The 20945-nt window shown below is 74.5% G+C and carries 20 protein-coding genes; 7 read left to right on the forward strand and 13 right to left on the reverse strand.

What is annotated here, in order from left to right; all coding sequences use genetic code 11:
* Position 1 precedes the first annotated feature (1 nt).
* Positions 2-1324, reverse strand: a complete 1323-nt coding sequence (paaK, locus tag QCZ28_RS06665; RefSeq protein WP_279515708.1) for a phenylacetate--CoA ligase PaaK — start codon at positions 1322-1324, stop codon at positions 2-4.
* 75 nt (positions 1325-1399) lie between these two features.
* The gene (locus QCZ28_RS06670; protein ID WP_279515709.1) at positions 1400-1849 is read right to left on the reverse strand and encodes a MarR family transcriptional regulator; all 450 of its coding nucleotides are present in this window, start codon (positions 1847-1849) and stop codon (positions 1400-1402) included.
* A 135-nt stretch (positions 1850-1984) separates the two neighbouring features.
* On the opposite strand from QCZ28_RS06670, the gene QCZ28_RS06675 reads away from it, so the two are divergent.
* The 7 genes from QCZ28_RS06675 to QCZ28_RS06705 all read left to right on the forward strand — a co-directional run bounded on the left by QCZ28_RS06675 (position 1985) and on the right by QCZ28_RS06705 (position 8510).
* Positions 1985-3205 carry an MFS transporter gene (locus QCZ28_RS06675; RefSeq protein ID WP_279515710.1) on the forward strand — a complete coding sequence of 407 codons (1221 nt, stop codon included), beginning with the start codon at positions 1985-1987 and terminating at the stop codon, positions 3203-3205.
* A gap of 142 nt (positions 3206-3347) precedes the next feature.
* The gene (locus QCZ28_RS06680) at positions 3348-4106 is read left to right on the forward strand and encodes a class I SAM-dependent methyltransferase (RefSeq protein ID WP_279515711.1); all 759 of its coding nucleotides are present in this window, start codon (positions 3348-3350) and stop codon (positions 4104-4106) included.
* A 112-nt stretch (positions 4107-4218) separates the two neighbouring features.
* The gene (locus tag QCZ28_RS06685) at positions 4219-4692 is read left to right on the forward strand and encodes a CrcB family protein (RefSeq protein ID WP_279515712.1); all 474 of its coding nucleotides are present in this window, start codon (positions 4219-4221) and stop codon (positions 4690-4692) included.
* The gene (crcB, locus tag QCZ28_RS06690; RefSeq protein ID WP_279515713.1) at positions 4689-5051 is read left to right on the forward strand and encodes a fluoride efflux transporter CrcB; all 363 of its coding nucleotides are present in this window, start codon (positions 4689-4691) and stop codon (positions 5049-5051) included. The genes QCZ28_RS06685 and crcB overlap by 4 nt, the downstream gene beginning before the upstream one ends.
* A gap of 104 nt (positions 5052-5155) precedes the next feature.
* Positions 5156-5680: a PadR family transcriptional regulator gene (locus QCZ28_RS06695; protein ID WP_279515714.1), complete on the forward strand. Its 525-nt coding sequence runs from the start codon at positions 5156-5158 to the stop codon at positions 5678-5680.
* On the forward strand, positions 5677-6357 hold the full coding sequence (locus tag QCZ28_RS06700) for an ABC transporter ATP-binding protein (RefSeq protein ID WP_279515715.1): 681 nt from the start codon (positions 5677-5679) through the stop codon (positions 6355-6357). The genes QCZ28_RS06695 and QCZ28_RS06700 overlap by 4 nt, the downstream gene beginning before the upstream one ends.
* A complete protein-coding gene (locus QCZ28_RS06705) occupies positions 6354-8510 on the forward strand; it encodes an FtsX-like permease family protein (protein WP_279515716.1) in 2157 nt (718 codons plus the stop codon). Before QCZ28_RS06700 ends, QCZ28_RS06705 begins: the two co-directional genes overlap by 4 nt.
* Before the next feature lie 3 nt (positions 8511-8513).
* On the opposite strand, the gene cobA is transcribed toward QCZ28_RS06705, so the two are convergent.
* Genes cobA through QCZ28_RS06760 form a run of 11 tightly spaced genes read right to left on the reverse strand, consistent with a single transcriptional unit; the run spans position 8514 to position 20899 of the window.
* Entirely contained in the window at positions 8514-10217 is a 1704-nt protein-coding gene (cobA, locus tag QCZ28_RS06710; protein ID WP_279515717.1) for a uroporphyrinogen-III C-methyltransferase, read from the reverse strand.
* A complete protein-coding gene (locus tag QCZ28_RS06715; RefSeq protein WP_279515718.1) occupies positions 10214-10810 on the reverse strand; it encodes a precorrin-8X methylmutase in 597 nt (198 codons plus the stop codon). Before QCZ28_RS06715 ends, cobA begins: the two co-directional genes overlap by 4 nt.
* Positions 10807-10998, reverse strand: a complete 192-nt coding sequence (locus tag QCZ28_RS06720) for a 4Fe-4S binding protein (RefSeq protein ID WP_210866097.1) — start codon at positions 10996-10998, stop codon at positions 10807-10809. The genes QCZ28_RS06715 and QCZ28_RS06720 overlap by 4 nt, the downstream gene beginning before the upstream one ends.
* Positions 10986-12713, reverse strand: coding sequence for a precorrin-3B C(17)-methyltransferase (gene cobJ / locus QCZ28_RS06725; protein ID WP_279515719.1), 1728 nt, complete (start codon positions 12711-12713; stop codon positions 10986-10988). The genes QCZ28_RS06720 and cobJ overlap by 13 nt, the downstream gene beginning before the upstream one ends.
* Complete coding sequence (gene cbiE, locus QCZ28_RS06730; protein WP_347815092.1) at positions 12710-14023, reverse strand: precorrin-6y C5,15-methyltransferase (decarboxylating) subunit CbiE; 1314 nt, start codon at positions 14021-14023, stop codon at positions 12710-12712. The genes cobJ and cbiE overlap by 4 nt, the downstream gene beginning before the upstream one ends.
* Positions 14024-14055: 32 nt before the next feature.
* On the reverse strand, positions 14056-15207 hold the full coding sequence (locus QCZ28_RS06735; protein WP_279515720.1) for a cobalt-precorrin-5B (C(1))-methyltransferase: 1152 nt from the start codon (positions 15205-15207) through the stop codon (positions 14056-14058).
* On the reverse strand, positions 15204-16028 hold the full coding sequence (gene cobM / locus QCZ28_RS06740; protein ID WP_279515721.1) for a precorrin-4 C(11)-methyltransferase: 825 nt from the start codon (positions 16026-16028) through the stop codon (positions 15204-15206). The genes QCZ28_RS06735 and cobM overlap by 4 nt, the downstream gene beginning before the upstream one ends.
* Positions 16025-16798, reverse strand: coding sequence for a precorrin-2 C(20)-methyltransferase (cobI, locus tag QCZ28_RS06745; RefSeq protein WP_279515722.1), 774 nt, complete (start codon positions 16796-16798; stop codon positions 16025-16027). The genes cobM and cobI overlap by 4 nt, the downstream gene beginning before the upstream one ends.
* Complete coding sequence (locus QCZ28_RS06750) at positions 16795-18150, reverse strand: cobyrinate a,c-diamide synthase (RefSeq protein ID WP_279515723.1); 1356 nt, start codon at positions 18148-18150, stop codon at positions 16795-16797. The genes cobI and QCZ28_RS06750 overlap by 4 nt, the downstream gene beginning before the upstream one ends.
* Positions 18144-18755: a cob(I)yrinic acid a,c-diamide adenosyltransferase gene (gene cobO / locus QCZ28_RS06755; protein WP_279515724.1), complete on the reverse strand. Its 612-nt coding sequence runs from the start codon at positions 18753-18755 to the stop codon at positions 18144-18146. The genes QCZ28_RS06750 and cobO overlap by 7 nt, the downstream gene beginning before the upstream one ends.
* Positions 18755-20899: a putative cobaltochelatase gene (locus QCZ28_RS06760; protein WP_347815090.1), complete on the reverse strand. Its 2145-nt coding sequence runs from the start codon at positions 20897-20899 to the stop codon at positions 18755-18757. The genes cobO and QCZ28_RS06760 overlap by 1 nt, the downstream gene beginning before the upstream one ends.
* Positions 20900-20945: the final 46 nt, after the last annotated feature.

The raw sequence follows: 20945 nt of genomic DNA on the forward strand, positions 1-20945 counted from the left end.
TCTATGTCGGGCTCGACGTCGAGGTGGGCCGCTGGTCGACGATGCGGCGCATCTTGCCCATCGACCGTTCCACGGTGTCCGGGGCGAGGACGTCGACCGCCACGCTCACGCCGATGGTGTTCTTCACCAGCTGCACCAGCGTGCCGCCGGCCCGCTCGGCGGCGTCCACGGCGACGCCGGCGCGCCGCTCGACCCGCACCGTGAGGGTGTCCAGCCGGCCGTGCCGGTCGAGGACGCACTGGAAGTGCGGCGACAACTGCGGGATCCGCAGGATCAGCTCCTCGATCTGGGTGGGGAAGATGTTCACCCCGCGCAGGATCATCATGTCGTCGGTCCGGCCGGTGATCTTCTCGATCCGGCGCATCGGCCGGGCGGTGCCGGGCAGCAGCCGGGTCAGGTCGCGGGTGCGGTAGCGCACGACCGGCATCGCCTCCTTGCTCAGCGAGGTCAACACCAGCTCACCGCGCTCGCCGTCGGGGAGCACGGCCCCGGTGACCGGGTCGATGATCTCCGGGTAGAAGTGGTCCTCCCAGAGGTGCAGCCCGTCCTTGGTCTCGACGCACTCGGTCGCCACACCGGGACCCATCACCTCGGAGAGCCCATAGATGTCGACGGCGTGGATGTCCAGCTGCTGCTCGATCTCCCGGCGCATGTCCTCGGTCCACGGCTCGGCCCCGAAGATGCCCACCCGCAGCGAGGTGGACCGCGGGTCGATGCCCTGGCGGCGCATCTCGTCCACGATGGCCAGCAGGTAGCTGGGTGTGACCATGATGACCTCGGGTTCGAAGTCGCGGATCAGCATGACCTGACGCTCGGTCATGCCACCGGAGACCGGGATGACGGTGCAGCCCAGCTCCTCGGCCCCGTAGTGCGCGCCGAGACCCCCGGTGAAGAGCCCGTAGCCGTACGCGACGTGCACCCGGTCACCCGGACGGCCGCCGGAGGCGCGGATCGAGCGGGCCATCAGGCGCGCCCAGGTGCGCAGGTCGTCGCGGGTGTAGCCGACCACCGTCGGGCGGCCGGTGGTGCCGGAGGAGGCGTGCAGGCGGGCCACCCGCTCCCGGGGCACGGCGAACATGCCGAACGGGTAGTTCTCCCGCAGCTCGGCCTTGCCGGTGAACGGGAAGCGGGCCAGGTCGTCGAGATCCCGGCAGTCGTCGGGGTGCACCCCGGCCGCGTCGAACGCCCGCCGGTAGTGCGGAACGTTGTCGTACGCGTGCCGCAACGACCAGCGCAGTCGGTCGCGTTGCAGGGCGCGCAGCTCGTCGATGCCGGCGCGCTCGATCGGCTCCAGCTCCTCCGGACGAGGGGTGCGGTCCTGCATCGGCTGCCTCCTTGGCGCGGTCCCGGTGGGGCTGCGGGTACCGTACGCCCGCCGTCGCGCCGGCCGGCGGGACGGTCAGCGGGCGGCGGGCAGCCGGTGCAGGGCGTCGACCAGTGGTGCCAGCTCGGGGGTGGCCTCCGCCTGGGCAAGCGCGTCGGTGAGCACCCGGTCGTGGGTCGGTCGGGTCTGGGCGAGCAGCTCGGAGCCGGCTGGGGTCAGTTCGGTGTAGATGCCGCGCCGGTCGTCGGCGCAGAGGATCCGGGTGAGCAGCCCCCGCTGTTCGAGGCGGGTGACCAGCCGGGTGGTGGCGCTGCCGGAGAGCGCGGCGGCGCGGGCGAGCTGGCTCATCCGCATGTGCCAGCCGTCTTGGCGGGACAGCGCGTCGAGCACCGTGTATTCGACGACGGAGAGGTCGTGGCCGGCCTGTAGGGCGCGTTCCAGGGACGTCTCGATCAGCCCATGCAGGGCGGCGAGGGTGCGCCAACCCTGGGCGCGGATCTCGACCGCGTCGTCCGCGATGCCCATGGCTGCCTCCTCGGTGTGATCTGAACGGGCCCCAGGCTACCACGCTTGCGCCGGTATAACGCGTGTGCAAGTATCTCGTTGCTGACGCGTGTAGTTGCACACGCCTTATATCTGCCCCCTCTCGACGGGAAGACCATGTCCGTACGCCACACGTCCCTGCCGCCCGGCCTGATCGCGCTGGCCATCGGCGCCTTCGGCATCGGGCTCACCGAGTTCGTCATCATGGGGCTGCTGCCCGAGGTGGCCGCCGACTTCGCGGTCACCGAACCGGTGGCCGGCTGGTTGATCTCCGGCTACGCGCTCAGCGTGGCCGTCGGCGGGGTCGCCCTCACCGCGGCGGTCACCCGACTGCCACGCAAACCGGTCCTGCTCGGCCTGATGGTGCTCTTCATCATCGGCAACCTGCTCTCCGCAGTCGCCGGCGACTACGCCGTGATGATGGCCGGCCGGATCGTCGCCGCGCTCTGCCACGGCGCGTTCTTCGGCATCGGCGCGGTGGTCGCCGCCGGCCTGGTCGCACCGGCGCGCAAGGCGGGCGCCATCGCCATGATGTTCGCCGGCCTGACCATCGCCAACGTGCTCGGCGTGCCCTTCGGCACCTTCCTCGGACAGCACTTCGGCTGGCGGTCGACGTTCTGGGCGATCACCGCCATCGGCGTGGTCGCCCTGGTCGGGCTGGCCCTGCTCATCCCGGGTCGCGACACCGCCACCGCCGACCGCCCGGCCGGCGGGCTGCGCGGCGAGTTGCGGGCCTTCACCCACGCGCAGGTCTGGCTCTCCCTGGTGATCACCGTCCTCGGCTTCGGCGGGATGTTCGGCGCGTTCACCTACATCGCCTACACGCTCACCGAGGTCAGCGGCTTCGCCACCAGCACCGTGCCGTGGCTGCTGGTCCTCTTCGGAGCCGGGCTCTTCGCGGGCAACCTGCTCGGCGGCCGGGCGGCGGACCGGTCCCTGTCGCGCACCCTGGTCACCGTCCTGGCGCTGCTCACCGTGGTGCTCGTCGGCTTCGCGCTGACCGCCACCAACCCGGTGCTGACCATCGTCGCGCTGGTGCTGATGGGCGGGTTCGGCTTCGCCACCGTGCCGCCGCTGCAAATGCGGATCATGCGGTACGCCCAGCAGGCGCCGACCCTGGCCTCCGGGGCGAACATCGCCGCGTTCAACCTCGGCAACGCGCTGGGCGCCTGGATCGGCGGTGTGACCATCGCCGCCGGACTCGGCTACACCTCACCGATCTGGGCCGGTGCCGCGCTCACTCTGGCCGGCCTGGGCGTCCTGCTCGGCGCACTGCGGTTGGCCCGTCGCGACCAGCCGGCCCGGGCCGACGAGAGCCTGGTGGACGCCGCGGTCTGACGGCGCGGGACGAGGACGCCGGGCCGGGCGAAAGCGCCGGCCCGGCGTCGCTCTGATCATCGCCCCGCCATCTTCTCGCAATTGCAAAAGATGTGCAACAAGGTCTGGACAACGCGCTCGTGGCGTAACTAGCCTGATCGCTATGACTCCTTACATCGAGGATCCCTGGGCCTGGCAGGAAAGCTGGGACCGCCAGCAGGAGGCCTACCTCCCGGACCGGGAACACCGGTTCGCCGCGATGCTCGACACCGTCGACGCGGTCATCGACGGCCGGGCCCCGCGCGTGCTCGACCTGGCCGGCGGCACCGGCACCATCTCGCTGCGGACCCTCGCCCGCTTCCCCACCGCGCAGACGACCCTCGTCGACCTCGACCCGGCGTTGCTCGCCATCGCCAGCGCCTCGCTGGCCGACCGGGCCACCATCATCACGGCCGACCTCGGCACCCCCGAATGGCACTCCGCGCTCCCCCACCGGGAGTACGACGCCGTCCTCACCGCCACCGCCCTGCACTGGCTGCCGGCCGACCGGCTCGGCCAGCTCTACACCGAGGTGCGCGACGTGCTGCGGCCGGGCGGCGTCTTCGTCAACGCCGACCACATGCCGGACGACACCCTGCCGGAGCTGACCAAGCGGCTGATGGACCGGGCCCGGAGCCGGCGCAACGCCCGGTACGCCGCCGGCTCGATGCTGTCCTGGTCGGACTGGTGGGAGCGGGCCGGCGCCGACCCGGCGCTCGCCCCGCTGGTCGCCCGGCGTCACGCGATCTACCCGACCGGGCACAGCCCCGAGTGGAACCCGCCGGTCTCCTGGCACCTGGCCGCGCTCACCGCCGCCGGTTTCCGCGAGGTCGGCACGCTCTGGCGCGGCGGCCCGGACGCCGCGGTGGTGGCAGTCCGCTGACGCCACCCTCCACCGGCGGCACGCCACCGCCGCCGTCCGCTGGCAACGCGCTGACGCCGCTGACGCCGGCAGCCCGCTGACGCCGCTGACGCCGGCACTACGCTGAGGAGCCGTGCCAGAGCCGTTCGAGCCGCGTACCGACCCCGACGTCGATCTGCGCGTCCCCGCCGACCGCCGCGAGCTGACCGCGCGCCCCGCGACGATCCTCGCCACGATCGCGGCCGGCGGGGCGCTCGGCGCGCTGGCCCGGGCCGGCCTGCAACACGCCGTTCCCCACGCGCCGACCGGCTTCGGCTGGGCCACCTTCACCATCAACACGTCCGGTTGCCTGCTGATCGGCGTCCTGATGGCGGTGCTCGGGCACCTCGACGGTGGGCATCCGCTGGCTCGCCCGTTCCTCGGGGTCGGGGTGCTCGGCGGGTTCACCACCTTCTCCACCTACACGGTCGACGTCCAGCAGGCGATCGTCGCGGGCGCACCGGGCACCGCGCTGGCGTACCTCGCCGCCACGGTGCTCGGGGCGCTCGCCGCGGTCGGGGTGGGCGATGCCGTCACCGCCGGGCTGCTACGGCGGGCGAACCGGTGACCATCCTGCTCATCGTCCTGGGCGCGGCCGTCGGCGCGCCGCTGCGCTACCTCGCCGACCGGGCCGTGCAGTCCCGGCACGGCTCGGTGTTCCCCTGGGGCACCCTGCTCGTCAACGTGACCGGGTCGCTGCTGCTCGGCGCCCTGGTCGGGTGGCCGGTCGGCCCGGCGGTCAGCACCCTGCTCGGCACCGGCTTCTGCGGCGCGCTGACCACCTACTCCACGTTCAGCTACGAGACGCTGCGGCTGACCAGGGGCGGGCACCGGCTGCTCGCCCTGGCCAACGTGCTGGGCAGCGTGGCCGCCGGACTCGCCGCGGCCACCGCCGGGTACGCGGTGGCCCGCGCCCTGACCGGCTGACCCCGCCCGCCCGATCGCCTCGCCATCAACGCCTCGACCAGGCGTCGACTCACCACACACCGAGGGTATATACGCGAGGTATACCCTCGGTGTAGTCTGCTGGCATGAGCGTGCCACTGACTCTTCTCGGCCTCCTCGAACGGGAGCCCAGCCACGGTTACGACCTGAAACGCGACTACGACGCCTTCTTCGGCCGGGGCAAGCCGTTGCCGTTCGGCCAGGTCTACTCCACCCTCAGCCGACTGGCCCGCGACGGCAAGGTGGTGATCAGCGACGTCGCCCCCGGCTCCGGCCCCGACCGCAAGCGCTACATCATCACCGATGTCGGCGCGACCGAGGTCGAACAGTGGCTGACCCAGCCGGTCGACCCGGAGCCGCACCTGCAGACGGTGCTCTTCGCCAAGGTCGTGCTCGCGCTGATGCTGGACCGTCCGGCCGCCGAGTACCTCGACACGCAGCGCAGCGCGCACCTGCGCCGGATGCGAGAGCTGACCGAGATCAAGCGCGCCGGCGGCCTGGTCGACGCGCTCCTCGCCGACCACGGCCTCTACCACCTGGAGGCGGACCTCCGATGGATCGAGATGACCGGCGCCCGACTGGACGCCCTGCGGAAAGAGGTGCGGCCGTGAGCGTCGTGATCGAAGCGCGTGACGTCGAGTTCTCCTTCGGTCAGACCCCCGCCCTGCGCGGCGCCAGCGTCGCCGTGGAGGCGGGCGAGATCCTCGCCGTCATGGGGCCCAGCGGCTCGGGCAAGTCCACCCTGTTGCACTGCCTGGCCGGCATCCTGGTGCCCGACTCCGGCGAGATCCTCTTCGACGGGGCCAGCGTGCACGCCATGGCCGAGACCGAGCGCAGCAGCCTGCGCCGGGACCGGTTCGGTTTCGTGTTCCAGTTCGGCCAGCTCGTCCCCGAGCTGACGGCGGCCGAGAACGTCGCGCTGCCGCTGCTGCTCAGCGGCGTACGCCGGACAACGGCGCTGTCGAAGGCGAGAGCCTGGTTCACGCGCCTCGGCCTGGACGGCCTGGAGCAACGCCGCTCGGGTGAGCTCTCCGGCGGGCAGGCGCAGAGGGTCGCACTGGCCCGCGGCCTGGTCGCCGAGCCGCAGGTGCTCTTCGCCGACGAGCCGACCGGCGCGCTCGACTCGCTCACCGGCGAGCAGGTGATGGACCTGCTGGTCAGCGCCGCCCGCGAGCAGGGCACCACTGTCATCCTGGTCACCCACGAGCCCAGGATCGCGGCGTACGCCGACCGCGAGGTCATGGTCCGCGACGGGCGCGTGAACGCGCCGGACCGGATCGCCTCATGATCCGCTTCGGGCTCCGCCTCGCCGTGGCCGGCGGCCGTGAGGCGCTCACCCGCCTGCTCGTCATCGCCGCCGCCGTCGCGGTCGGCAGCGGGCTGCTGCTGACCACCCTCGCCGGGGTCAACGCCGTCGACGCACAGCTCACCCGCTACGCCTCCATCTATCCCAGCGCCTCGACCGGCGGCGACGCCGACCCGCTGTGGTGGTCGACCCGAAACGACTACTTCCACGGCGAGCAGATCATCCGGATCGACGTGGCCGCCACCGGCTCGAACACGCCCACCCCGGCCGGCATCCCGACCACTCCCGGCCCCGGTGAGTTCTACGCCTCGCCCGCGCTGCGGGAACTGCTGGCCGCGCACCCGGCAGACCAGCTGAGCGACCGTTACCCGGGCCGTGACGTCGGCACCGTCGCCCCCGCCGGGCTGACCTCACCGAACACCCTGCTCGCCATCGTCGGCGGCACCCCGGACAGCGTCGGCGAGCTGCCCAACGCCAGGCAGGTCAGCGACGTCGGTGACAAACCAGCGCTTCCCGAGACCACTGTGAACCTCATCCTGGGCGTGATCGCCGGTGGACTGCTGTTCCCGGTGTTGATCTTCATCGGCACCGCCACCCGGCTCAACGCCGCCCGCCGAGAGCAGCGTTTCGCCGCGTTGCGCCTGGTCGGCGCGACGCCCCGGCAGATCTCGACGGTCGCCGCGGTGGAGGCGGGCGCCGCCGCCGTCGCCGGCACCGCCGTCGGCTTCGCCCTGTTCTACGCCTTCCGCGGCCGGATGGCGGGCATCCCGTTCACCGGCATGCCGTTCTTCCCCAGTGACATGTCGCTGGGCGTGCTGGACGCCCTCATGGTGGCGCTCGGCGTCCCGGTGGGCGCGGCGGTGGCCGCCCAGGTCTCGCTGCGCCGGGTACGGATCTCGCCGCTGGGCGTCACCCGACGGGTCACCCCCCGTGCGCCGCGCGCGTACCGGCTGATCCCGATCGCGATCGGCGTGGCGGTGCTGTTCTTCGCCATCGGCTTCCGGCCCGCCACGTCCGACGGCCAGACCGCGGTGTTCCTGCCCGCCCTGCTGCTCATCATGGCCGGCCTGGTCTTCGCCGGCCCGTGGTTGACGATGGTCGGTGCCCGGGTCATGGCCCGGTACGCCAGCCGCACCGCCACCCTCATCGCCGCGCGGCGTCTCGCCGACAACCCGAAGGCCGGGTTCCGGGCGATCAGCGGCATCATGCTGGCGCTCTTCGTGACGAGCGTGGCCGTCGGCGTGATCACCACGATCGTCGACAACCGCGGCCCGGCACCGGTCGGCTCGACCGACGCGGGCACGGTGACCACCGTCTTCGACGAGAAGGTGCCGTCGGTGCCCGACCCACTCTTCGCCGAGTTGCGGGCGATCAGCGGCGTACGGTCCGCGACCGCCATCCGGGAAGACCCGGACATCATGAACGGCGGCGAGGGCGGGTTGATCGCGTGCACCGACCTCCCGAGCGCGTACGGCCGGTGCGCCGACGGCGCGAGCGTCATCGAGGTGCCGATCGGTCTCAGCCGCTGGCGGGAGTCGGCCTCGCCCGCGACGGTCTGGCCGGCCGCGTCGTTCACCCTCGACGAACTCCAGCGGCTGCCGGTCGGGGCGATGGTCGTCGGCACCGACGGCTCCGCCGCCGCCATCGAGCGCGTCCGCACCGTGCTGGAGGTCGCCTTCCCGAGCTTCTGGGTGGGGCCGAACGTGCCCGGCGACTTCGAGTCGGACTTCGCCAACACGCTGCGCGGCTGGGAACAACTGGCCAACGTCATCATCGTGGCCAGCCTCGCGCTCGGCGGGTGCAGCCTCGCGGTCAGCGTGATCGGCGGTCTCACCGAACGCCGACGCCCGTTCAGCCTGCTGCGGCTCAGCGGCGCACCGGTGCGGGTCCTGCGCCGGGTGGTGGCGTTGGAGAGCGCCGTACCGATGCTCGCCGTCGCCGCGGTCGCCATCGGGATGGGTCTGCTCGCCGCCCACCTGTTCCTCCGGGCGCAGATGGGTTACACGCTCGTCGCGCCGCAGCCGGGTTTCTACGTGATCATCGTCGTCGGGTTGGCGGCCTGCCTCGCCGTCATCGCGTCCACCCTGCCGCTGCTGGAACGGATCACCGGTCCGGAGACCGCCCGCAGCGAGTGACCGTCAGACCGTGGGCCCGGTGGTCGGCAGCGCGACCACCGGGCCGACGACGAAGACAGCGGGCGGGTGGATGCCCTCCCGGGCGGCCGACGCGCCGATCTCGTCCAGCCGGGCGGACACCGACCGCTGCTCGGGCAGCCCGGCGTCCTGCACCGCGAGCACCGGAGTCTGCGGGGCGCGACCGTGCTCGATCAGCACCGACGCGATCTTGGCGATGGTGTCGACTGCCATCAGCAGCACGACGGTGCCCCGGGCCCGGGCCAGCGCCGCCCAGTCGACGAGCGAGTCGGGGTGCCCGGGCGGCAGGTGTCCGGACACGACGGTGACGTCGTGCGCCACGCCCCGGTGGGTGACCGGCACGCCGGCCAGGGCCGGTGCGGCGAGCGCGCTGCTCACCCCGGGAACCACCGTCACCGGCACACCGGCGGCCGTGCAGGCCTGCACCTCCTCGTGGCCGCGCCCGAAGACGTACGGGTCACCACCCTTGAGCCGGACCACCCGGCGACCGGCCTTGGCGTGCGACACCAGGGCCGCGTTGATCGCCTCCTGGGCCATCGACGGGCCGCGCGGCACCTTGGCGGCGTCGAGCACCAGCACGTCGGGGCGCAGCCCGGCGAGCAGTCCCTGCGGGGCCAACCGGTCGACCACCACCACGTCCGCGGCGTCGAGCAGGGCTTGTCCGCGTACCGTGATCAGGTCGTCGGGTCCGGGCCCGCCGCCGACCACCGCCACCGACCCGTGGTCGTGGTCATGGTGGTGGTCGTGCCCGTGGTGATGGTGGTGGCCGACCGGGTCGTCGGGGTGGTCGTGCGGGCGTTGCGGCCGGCCCACCTTGTCGGCGAAGCCGGGCATCAGCACCCGGTACGCGCAGGTGTCGCAGTTCATCCGGATGTCACCGCCCAGCGCCTCGGCGTAGCGTTCCCGCACCAGCTCGGCGAGCGCGTCGCAGTCGCCGATCACCTCGGCGACGCGCACGTCCAGGTCGGGGTGGGCGGCGGCGAACTCCGCCGACTGGGCGACGATGCGCTCCGGCAGCACCCCGGCGAACAGGAAGTACGGCGCGACGACGATCCGCCGCGCGCCGAGGCGGCGCAGCCGCTCCAGCACGGCCGGCACCGACGGCTGGGCGAGGGAGATGAACCCGGGTTCCACGCCCGCGTAGCCGCGCCCCTCCCAGAGCAGCCGGGCGACCTTGGCGACCTCGGCGTTGGCGTCCGGGTCGGTGGACCCTCGCCCGATCAACGCCACCCACGTGCCGGCCCGGTCGGCACCGGACAGTTCCGTGCCGGCGTCGGCACCGGACAGTTCCGTGCCGGCCCGGTCGGCACCGGCCGTGGAGGCACCCGTCAGTGCCGCGTCGATGCGCTGTTCGAGGGCGTCGTGCAGCAGCGGGTGGGGGCCGAGCGGACGGCCGTATCGGTAGCTGAGCCCCGGGTGACGCTGCTGTTCCCGGGCCATCGCGGCGGGGATGTCGCCCTTGCCGTGGCCGGCGCCGGTGAGCACCAGCGGCAGCGCCACGAGGGCCCGGTGCCCGCGCGCGACCAGCGCGCCCACCGCGTCGGTCAGCGGTGGGCGGGACAGCTCGATGAAGCCGCCCTCGACGTCGCCGAGGTCACCGCGACGACGGACCCGCTCGACGAGAGCGGCGAACTGTTCGACACCGGCCGCGCTGCGCGTACCGTGCCCGACGATGACCAATCCGGTCATGACTTCTCCTCGACGTAGAGCAGGGCGTTGAGGGCGGCGGCGGCGACCGCCGATCCGCCCTTCTCGCCCACGTTGGACACGGCGGGCAGGCCGCTGGCCCGCAGCGCCGCCTTCGATTCGGCGGCGCCCACGAAGCCGACCGGCAGGCCGACGACCAGCGCCGGTGCGGCGTGCAGTGTGAGCAGTTCGACGAGCGCGGTGGGCGCGCAGCCGACCACCCAGACCGCGCCGGGCCCGACCCGGTCCAGGGCGATCCGGACGGCCGCCGCCGATCGGGTGATGCCGGCCGAGCGGCCCAGGTCGGCGGCGGCCGGCTCGGCGACCGGGCAGACCAGTTCCAGGCCGGTGCGGGTGATGCCGGCGGCGACCATCGCCACGTCCGTCACCACGGGTACGCCCGCGCGCAGCGCGGCCAGCCCGGACCGCAGGGCGGTCTCGTCGCAGACGAGGTCGTCGACGTAGGCGAGGTCGGCGCTGGCGTGCACCACCCGTTCGGTCACCGCGCGGCTCAGCCGCGGCAGGTGCGACAGGTCGACGCGCTCGCGCAGGATGCGGTACGACTCGACCTCGATGGGGTGCACCACCCGGCTCATCGGGCTCCTTCCGACGGCTCGACGACGCGGATCGCGTCGACAGGGCAGATCTCCAGGCACTCCAGGCAGCCGGTGCACCGGTCGGCGCGGACGGTGAGGCCACCGGCGATTGGTGTGATGGCGTGCGTGGGGCAGGTGCGCAGGCAGGCTCCGCAGCCCTGGCAGGCGTCGATGGTCACGAGCGCCACCGGTACCCCCGGGGGGTGACCATCCGGCCGGCGACCAGCCGTGTGTCGCTGTTGCCGACGACCACCACGCTGTACATGTCGACGATCGCCGGGTCGAGCGTGGCCACCGTGGCGAGGTGGACCTGTTCGCCGGGGCGGCTGGCGTTGCGCACCACCCCCACCGGGGTGTCCGGTGGCCGGTGCCCGGCGAGGATGCCGAGCGCCTTGCCGAGCTGCCAGTCGCGGGCCCGGCTGCGCGGGTTGTAGAAGATGGTCACGAAGTCACCCTCGGCGGCGGCGGTCACCCGTCGTTCGATGACGTCCCACGGGGTGTGCAGGTCGGACAGGCTCAGGTAGGCGTGGTCGTGCCCGAGCGGCGCGCCGAGCAGCGCCCCGGCCGCGAGGGCGGCGGTGACGCCGGGCACGCCCACCACGTCGATGCGCTCGTCGGCGTACTCCAGGGCGGGGCTGGCCATCGCGTACACCCCGGCGTCGCCGGAGCCGATCAGCGCGACCGCCCGGCCGGCGGTGGCCTCGGCGACGGCGGCGCGGGCCCGCGCCTCCTCCGCGCCCAGCCCGCTGGAGAGCACCCGGGTGCCGGGGCGCAGCACGTCGCGGACCTGGTCGAGGTACTGGTCGAGGCCGACCACCACGGCGGCGCGACGCAGTTCGGTGACCGCGCGGGGGGTGCGCAGGTCGGCGGCGCCGGGCCCGAGGCCGACGACGGCCAGCCGGCCGCGTGGCGCGTGCCGGGCCACCGCCACGGTGGCCATCGCCGTCGCGGTCTTGCCCACCAGCAGCGTCGCGTCGCCGGCCCGGCCGTCCGGGCCGAGCAGGGCTGCGGCCTCCGCCACGCTCGGCGTGCCGACCGCGGCGCGGACCACCTCGCTGGGATGCGGCACGTCGACCGCCGCCAGCCGCGTCGCCGGCCAGGTCACCAGGGGTACGCCGAGCGCGTCGGCGGTGCTGCGGATGCCCGCCTCATCGGCCTTGACGTCGGCGCTGGCCAGGCAACGCAGGCTCGCCGGGTCGAGGCCGGCCTCGGCCAGCACCCGGTGCAGCAGCTCCACCACCTCGGCGGCGGGTACGCCCCGACTCGCGCCCACCCCGGCGACCAGCGACGGCGGCCGCAGCACGGCGGTCCGCCCGTCGGTCGGCACCACCCGGTCGGTGACCAGCAGCCGGTACCCGTCGTCCGGGGTGTCCTCGTCGGTGGCACGCACGCTCGGGGGCAGGGCGGGCAGCGGCCAGTCGGCGTCGGCGACCAGCCGGACCGGTTCACCGTCCAGGATGGCCCGGGACACCGCGGCCACCGCGCCGTGGACCGGCCAGCCGAGGGTGTCCAGCCCGGGCAACCCGACCGCGTCGGTGGCGGTGGTGATCACCGCTCGGGCGTCCAGCAGGGCAGCGACCTGCTCGGCGAGGTCGTTGGCGCCACCGGCGTGCCCGCCCAGCAGCGCCACCGCGTGTCGGGCCGCCTCGTCCACGACCACCACGGCCGGGTCGGTGCGCTTGTCGTCGAGCAGCGGCGCGACGATCCGCACCACCGCTCCGGTGGCCAGGAACGCGACCACCGCGTCACAACCGGCCCAGGCGGCGCGCAGCGCGTCGGCGACGGTCCCGCCCTCGATGAGCCGGGCGTGCGGCCACGCGGCGGCCAGGATGTCGGCGTGCCGGCGGCCGGCGGCGGTGGCCGCCACCAGGCCGATCCGGGCGGGCGGGTTCTGGTCGGTCACTGGCGCTCCCCGGTGAGGACGACCACCGGGTTGGTGGCCGCGAGACGGATCGACCCGCCGGGCAGGTCGGCGAGGCGGGCGGCGAAGAGTTGGCTGCCCTCGACCGCGTAGCCGGCGGCGCGCAGCAGACCCACTGCCGGCGCGACGCGGTCCAGCGCGGCCAGGGTGAGCACCACCCGCTCGGGTCGACGGGCCAGCACGGCGGTCAGGACGTCGACGCCGCCACCACCGACGAAGACCGCATCCGGTTCGGGCAGCCCGTCCAGCGCCGCCGGGGCGCGCCCGACGACGATCCGGACGTCGACGGCGTGCGTGGCGGCGTTGTCCCAGATCGTCGCGGCGGACGTCGGGTCCTGCTCGACGGCGAGCACCGCCGCGCCGAGCAGCGCGCACTCGATGCCGACCGAGCCGCTGCCCGCGCCGACGTCCCAGACGAGGCGGCCCAGTCGGGGGCGCAGCCGGGCGACGACGAGGGCCCGCACCTCCGACTTGGTGATCATGGAGTCGCGGTGGACGTACCGGCTCTCCGGCAGCGCCCACCCGCCGGCCGGCGCGGCGGCCGGCTGGTTGTCGACCCGCATCCCGCCGACCGTGCCCAGATCGGCGTCGGCGGACCCGGCGTCGGTGGGCCCGGACCCGGCGGACCCGGTGTCGGCGAGGCTGAGGAGGACGTGCGGGTCGGCCCAGGTCTCGGCGGTGGCCTGCTCGGGGGTCACCGCGCGGATCCGTTCCTCGGCGGTGCCCAGGTGCTCGGCGACCAGCAGGCGACGGGACCAGCCGATCAGGCCGGCACCCAGCTCGGCCGCCCCGGCGCCGGGCGCGGTGAGCACCGCGACCAGTGGCAGCGCCCGGCAGGCGTTCACTGCGGTTCGGGGGTCACGCCCGTGCGCGGTGACCACTGCCGCACCGTCCCAGGGCAGCCCGGCGCGGGCGAACGCGGCGGCCACACTGGACACCGCCGGCACCACCCGCAGCGGCAGCCCGGCCGCGCGCAGCCGCCGGACGATGCCGAACAGGCCGGGGTCGCCGCTGGCCAGCACCACGGCCGGCACCCCGGCGTCGACGGCCTCGGCGAGGCGGCGCAGGGCGGGGGCGAGCGGCCCGAGGGTGATGGTGTCCGCGTCGGCCGGTACGGGCACGGCGGCCAGGTGCCGGGCGGCCCCGACCACCAGCCCGGCGGCGGCCAGCACCGGCGCGAGAGCGGGGTGCGGCGGGGCGCCGGCCGCGTCCAGGCCGACCACGGTCACCGGGGCCACCGGGCCCGCCTGGGTCGTCGGGACCACCGGGTTCGCCCGGGTCGTCGGTGGCATCGGTTCCGCCCGGGTCACCGGCTCAGCCCGCCTCATCCGGACCACCGGCCGGACGAGGCGACGACGTGCGCACCGGCGAAGTCGACCATCGCCACGTCCACTGTGACCGTCGGCCCGGCGAAGCGCCGCAGCACCGCCTGGACCCGCTGGCACAGCAGGTCACCGGCCGGGGCGAGCAGCCCGGCGGCCTCCCACAGCTCGTACGCGTGCCGCCCGGTGTTCGCCTCGGTCACGGCGGCGACGAGCGACGGGTCGCCACCGGCCTCCGCGGTCACCGCGCCGAGCAGGGAGAGATCCACCTTGGAGCGGGTGTAGTGGGTCATCAGGATGCCCGCCGCGAGTTTGGCGAGCTTGCCGGCCATACCGACGAACACCACCCCGGTCATCGCGTCCTCGACAGCGGCGGTGACCGCGGCGCCGGTGAAGTCGCCGACCTCGACGAAGCACACCTCGGGCAGGTCCGGCAGCAGCGCACGGGCGGCCCGCTCGGTACGCCCACCGGTGCAGAGCACCACTGTGCGCTCGCCCTGGGCGGCCATCACGTGCACGGCCTGCACGACGCTGGCCCGCCACGACGCGGTGGAGAAGGGCCGGACGATCCCGGTGCTGCCGAGAATCGAGATCCCGCCGAGGATGCCGAGGCGGCGGTTGGTGGTCTTGCGGGCCATGATCTCGCCCCGCGGCACGCTGATCACCACCCGCACCCCGACCTCGCCGAGGTCGACCACCTCGGCGACCGCCTCGCCGATCATCCGGCGGGGCGTGTCGTTGATCGCCGGGCCGCCGACCGCCAGCCCGAGGCCGGGTTTGGTGACAGTGCCGACGCCGGCACCGCCGGCCAGCCGCAGCCCGGGGACGTCGGTCCAGTTCACTGTGGCGGTCAGCTCGGCGCCGTGGGTGACGTCCGGGTCGTCCCCGGCGTCCTTGACCACCACCGCCTCGGCGCGCACCGGTGGGGTGCCGCTCACCTCGCAGCGTTCGACAGGGAAGCGCACCCGGCGCCCGGCCGGCAGCCCGATCTCCACCTCCTGTTGGGTCGCGCCGGTGACCAGCGCGGTGACCGCCGCCTTGGCCGCCGCCGTCGCGCACGCCCCGGTGGTCCAGCCGGTGCGCAGCGCGGTGGGCCGGACCTTCGCGGTACGCGGCAGGTCCGGCTCGCGCAGCGGCGGCTCGGCGTACGTCACGGGGTTTCTGTTTCTCCGGCGCGGGCGCGGCGCAGCTCGGCGCGGGCGGCCGGCTCGGCCCGGCGGAAGGTGTGGAAGTGCCCGGGGTGGTAGAGGTGCGAGCGGGTGCCCTCGGCGGCGAGCGCCGGCCCGACCAGGAACAGGGTGTGCTTCCACAGCTTGTGCTGCTTGACGGTCGCCTCCAGGGTGCCGACGGTGCAGCGGACCACCAGCTCGTCGGGCCAGGTCGCCTGGTACGCCACGACGGCCGGGGTGTCCGGCGGGTAGCCGCCGGCCAGCAGTTCGGCCTGCACCTGCCCGGAGCGGGCGGCGGAGAGGAACAGGGCCATGGTGGTGCCGTGCCGGGCGAAGTCGCGGACCCGCTCGCCGGGCGGCATCGGGGTCTTGCCGCCTTCGAGGCGGGTGAGGATCACCGACTGGGCCACCTCGGGCACCGTCAGTTCCCGTCCGACGATCGCCGCGACGGCGGTGAACGAGGACACCCCGGGCACGATCTCGACGGCCAGGCCGAGCGCCCGGCACAGGTCCAGCTGCTCCTGCACGGCGCCCCACAGCGCCGGGTCTCCGGAGTGGATCCGGGCCACCGTCAGCCCCTGTTCGGCGGCGCGCCGGTAGAGCGGCAGCACACCCTCGATGGGCAGCTGCGACGAGTCGACGATCTCCGCGCCGGGGCGGGCGTGCGCCAGCACGTCGGCGTGCACCAGGCTGGCCGCCCAGATCACGATGTCCGCCTCGGCGATCACCCGGGCGGCCCGCAGGGTCAGCAGGTCCGCCGCCCCGGGGCCGGCGCCGACGAACCACACCTTCGCCTCGCTGGTCACAGCTTTCCTCCTCGGTGCTCACGGCGGGCCGGAACCAGCAGCGTCGACAGGTACGGCAGGTCGTCCCCGGTGTCGTCGACCGGCCCGACGCGTTCACCGGGCAACCCCAGGCTGCGGCCGAGGACCGCGTCGGCGAGGCGGCCCTGCCGGCGCAGTTCGGCGAGCAGCTCCGGGTGCCGCCGCCAGCCCTTGTAGGCGACCACGGTGCCCGGCCCGGCGAGGGCGTCGGCGAAGAGCGCCAGGCCCGCGGTGGCCGGCAGCAGGGTGAGCGGTTCGCGTCCCTCGCAGAGCGGGGTGCCGCTGCGGGCCGCCAGCTCCTGCATGGCGGTGACGCCGGGCACTGTCGCCACCCGCACCGCCGGGCGCAGCGCGCGGACGCTCTGGGCCAGGTAGCCGAAGGTGGAGTAGACGTTGGGGTCGCCGATGGTGGCGAAGGCGAGGGACCGCGCGCCCGCGTCGATCGCCTCGACCACCACCCGGGCGGCGTCGTCCCAGGCCGCCGTGCGCCGGGCGGTCACCCCTCCCCGGTCGTCCAGCGCGAACGGCAGCCGACGCAGCCGGTCCGTGGCGACGTGCTGCCGCACTGTCGCCTCGGCCCGCCCGGCCTGCGCGCCCGGCGGCGTGGGAGCGGCGGTCGCGCCGGGTTCGGCCCGGTCCGCCATCACGGGTACGAAGACCAGGTCGGCCTCACCCAGCAGCCGCACCGCCTTGACGGTGAGCAGCTCCGGGTCGCCGGGGCCGACACCGACCCCGGTGAGCGTGGCGGTCATCGGGCCGCCTCGACCAGTCGGCGGGCCGCGTCCGGGTGACCGGCCCAGTGGGTGTGCAGGTAGGACGCGTGCACCCGGCCGGCGACGAAACCGTGCTCGGCGTCGTTCCACCGCCACGCCGGTGCGTCGCCGTGCCCCGGGTCGGTGGTGGTGCGGTGGAACTCGTGGCCGCGTACCTGCTCACCGGCGCGGGCCACCGGGGAGTCGGTGCTCGCCACTGCCTCCCGGTAGCCGAGGGTGAGCCGGTCGGTCATCCGGGCGGTCAGGTCCAGCCGGCCGCACATCGGTACACCGTCCAGGGACCGCCCGAGGTAGAGCAGCCCGGCGCACTCGGCCACGATCGGCCCGTCGAAGTCGGCCAGCTCGGCGCGTAGCGCGGTGTTGTCGGCAAGCGTCTGGGCGTACGCCTCGGGGAAGCCGCCGCCGATCACCACCGCGCGGGTGCCGGTGGGCAGCGCCGGGTCGCGCAACGGATCGACGGTGACGACGTCCGCGCCCGCCGCGGCGAGCAGTTCGGCGGTCTCCGCGTACGAGAAGGTGAAGGCCGGACCACCGGCGAGCGCGACCCGTGGTCGCTCGACGCCGGCCGGGCCGCCGACGGCGGCGACCGGGTCCCACGCCGGAGTGGTCAACGGTGCGGCGGTGCGGGCCAGGTCGAGCACGGCGTCGACGTCCACTGTGGCCTCGACCAGTTCGGCCAGGGCGGTGACGATGGCGAGCGACTCGGGTGCCCGCTCGGCGACCGGCACCAGGCCGAGGTGCCGGGCCGGCGCGGCCACCTCGGCGGCGCGGGTGACCGCCCCGAGCACCGGTACGCCCACCTCGGCCAGGGCGTCGCGCAGCAGTGTCTCGTGCCGGGGTGAGCCGACCCGGTTGAGGATCACCCCGCCGATCCGTACCGCCGGGTCGAACGCGGCCATGCCGAGGGTGAGCGCGGCGGCCGAACGGCCCTGCGCGGTGGTGTCCAGCACCAGCAGCACCGGTGCCGCGATCAGCCGGGCGACGTGCGCGGTGGAGGCGAAGTCACGCCGGCCCACCGCGCCGTCGTGCAGACCCATGACGCCCTCGACCACGGCGACGTCGGCGGGCGTGGGGACGCTCGCGCCGTGCCGCAGCAGGGGGGCGATCAGGTCGGGCCCGACCAGGAACGGGTCGAGGTTGCGGCCGGCTCGCCCGGCGGCGAGGGCGTGGTAGCCGGGGTCGATGTAGTCGGGGCCGACCTTGTGCGGGCTGACGGCGAGTCCCCGCCGGCGCAGCGCGGCGAGCAGCCCGGTGGCCACCGTCGTCTTGCCGTGGCCACTGGCCGGGGCGGCGACCACCACCCGGGGCAGCGCCCAGTGCCCGCTCACCATTCGATGCCCTTCTGGCCCTTCTGGCCGGCGTCCATCGGGTGCTTGACCTTGGTCAGCTCGGCGACCAGGTCGGCGGCGGCCAGCAGGCGCGGGTCGGCGTCCCGACCGGTGATCACGACGTGTTGGAAGCCGGGCCGGTCGGCCAGCGTGGCGACCACCTCGTCGACGTCCACCCAGCCCCATTTCATCGGGTAGGTGAACTCGTCCAGCACGTACAGCCCGTAGCGTTCGGCGGCCAGGTCACGCTGGATCTGCCGCCAGCCCTCCAGGGCGTCGGCGGCGTGGTCGGCGTCGCCGCCGCGCTGGATCCAGGACCAGCCCTCGCCCATCTTGTGCCAGGCCACCGGCGCGCCCTGGCCGGTGCGCTCGTGCACGTCGCCGAGGGCCCGGAAGGCGCTCTCCTCCCCCACCCGCCACTTGGCGCTCTTGACGAACTGGAACACCCCGACCGGCAGGCCGGCCGTCCAGGCCCGCAACGCCAGCCCGAAGGCCGCCGTCGACTTCCCCTTCATCTGCCCGGTGTGGACCATCAACAGCGGCCGGTGCCGCCGCTGCCGGGTCGTCAACCCGTCAGCGGGCACCACGCTCGGTCGTCCCTGCGGCATCAGTGGTTCCCCCTGTCTGCGGTGGCGCTGCCGGTCAAGATCTTGGAAAGAAGATGCCCCTGGGAGGGCGTTTTCCTTCCAAGATCTCCATGGGTCGAGGCGACGTCGTTGAGGTGGTGGCGAGGAGCACCCAGCTGGGCGGCCAGGCGATCTGCCAGGTTCAGGCGTATCGCGCCGGCCTCGCAGTCCACGACCGCACACGCGGCTCCGGTTGCCGCCAGGACACTCGCCGCCGACGCCGCCCGATCCAGCGGACGTGGCCCGGCGGTGGCCCGGCCGTCGGTGACGACCAGGACCAGGGGGCGGCGCTTCGGATCGCGTAGGCGCTCCACCCGCAGCAGATCGGCGGCGGCGAGCAGGCCCTCGGCCAGTGGCGTCCGCCCGCCGGTCGGCAACTCGGCCAACCGGGTCGAGGCCGCCAGCACCGAGGAGGTGGCCGGCAGCAGCGTCCGTGCTCCGGTGCCCCGAAAGGCGATCACCGCGACCTTGTCCCGCCGCTGGTACGCGTCGGTGAGCAGCGCCAGCACCGCGTCCTTCACGGCGGTCATCCGCTGCCGGGCGCCCATCGACCCACTGGCGTCCACCACGAACAGCACCAGGTTGCCCTCGCGGCCCTCCCGGACCACCTCGCGCACGTCGTCCGGGCGCAGGCGCAGCGGGCCCGCCAGCCGTCCCCGGGCCACCTGGTGCGGTGCGGCGGCGCGCACGGTGGCCGGCAGGTGCAGCGTGCCGACCCGGCCCGCAGGCAGGCGCGCGCCGGTCGTCCGCCCACGCCCGGTCCGGGCGCGCGACCGCCGGCCCGGCACCCCGTCACCGACGCCGGGCGCGGTGAGCAGCCGCGCCGTCAACCCACCTTGAGGTACGGCCACCGGCTGCGATCCCCCTTCGCCGCGCCGAGTCGGGCCATCCTCACCCGATGCGGGTTGCCCGGCCGACTCGGACGCGCCCCGGTCGAGACCATCGCCGCCCGGCGGGCCACTGTTCGGGCCGCCATCGTTCGCCGGGCCACCACCCGGTGGGCCACCATCGGCCGGGCCGCCGCCTCGCGGGCCGCCGTCGTCCGGGTCGTCGGGGCGCGGCCCGGACGGACCACCGTCGTGCGGTCCGTCGTCGTCCGGGTCGTCGGGGTGGGCGTCCTGGGCGCGTTGCAACGCCTCGTCGAGGCGCTTCTCGTCCAGGCCGGGGGTGTCGAACGGATCGCGGCGGCGGCGGTGCGGCAGGGCCAGCCGGGCGGCCACCCGGACGTCGTCCATGGTGACCCGGTCCCGGCCGTGCCAGGCGGCGTGGGCGAGGGCGGTACGGGCGGTCACGATGTCGGCGCGCATCCCGTCCACGTCGAACGCCGCGCACACCTCGGCGATCTGCCGCAACGCGGCGTCCGGCAGTCGTACCCCGGGCAGCCGGCGGCGGGCGGCGGCCACCTGGGCGGCGACCTGGGCGTCCGCGCCGGCCCAGCCGGCGGCGAAGCCGACCGGGTCGGCGTCGGCGGCCAACCGGCGGCGGACCACCTCGACCCGGATCTCCGGGTCCCGGCTGGCGTTCACCTCCACGGTGAGCCCGAACCGGTCGAGCAACTGCGGGCGCAGCTCGCCCTCCTCCGGGTTCATCGTGCCGACGAGCAGGAACCGGGCCGCGTGACTGACCGAGACGCCCTCCCGCTCCACGTGGCTGCGGCCCATCGCCGCCGCGTCGAGCAGCAGGTCGACCAGGTGGTCGTGCAGCAGGTTCACCTCGTCGACGTAGAGCACCCCCCGGTGCGCGGCGGCGAGCAGACCCGGCTCGAACGCGCGGACCCCCTCACCGATCGCCTTCTCCAGGTCCAGCGCGCCGACCACCCGGTCCTCGGCGGCGCCCACCGGCAGCTCGACCAGGCGGGCCGGGCGGGTCTCGGCGGGGGCGTCGGCCGGGTGCGGGCCGTCCGGGCAGGCCGGGTCGGGCCCGGCCGGGTCACAGCCGAACCGGCAACCGGCCACCTGGCGCACCGGGGGCAGCAGCGCGGCGAGGGCCCTGACGGCGGTGGACTTGGCGGTGCCCTTCTCGCCGCGCACGAGGACCCCGCCGATCGCCGGGGAAACCGCGTTGAGCAGCAACGCCAGTCGCATGTCGGCCATGCCGAGCACCGCACTGAACGGATACGTCGTCACTGCGCCTTCTTTCGTTCGCGACTGCGGGGCTCGCAAGAACGGCTCA

It is taken from the genome of Micromonospora sp. DH14, assembly GCF_029809455.1.
Classification (GTDB): domain Bacteria; phylum Actinomycetota; class Actinomycetes; order Mycobacteriales; family Micromonosporaceae; genus Micromonospora; species Micromonospora parva.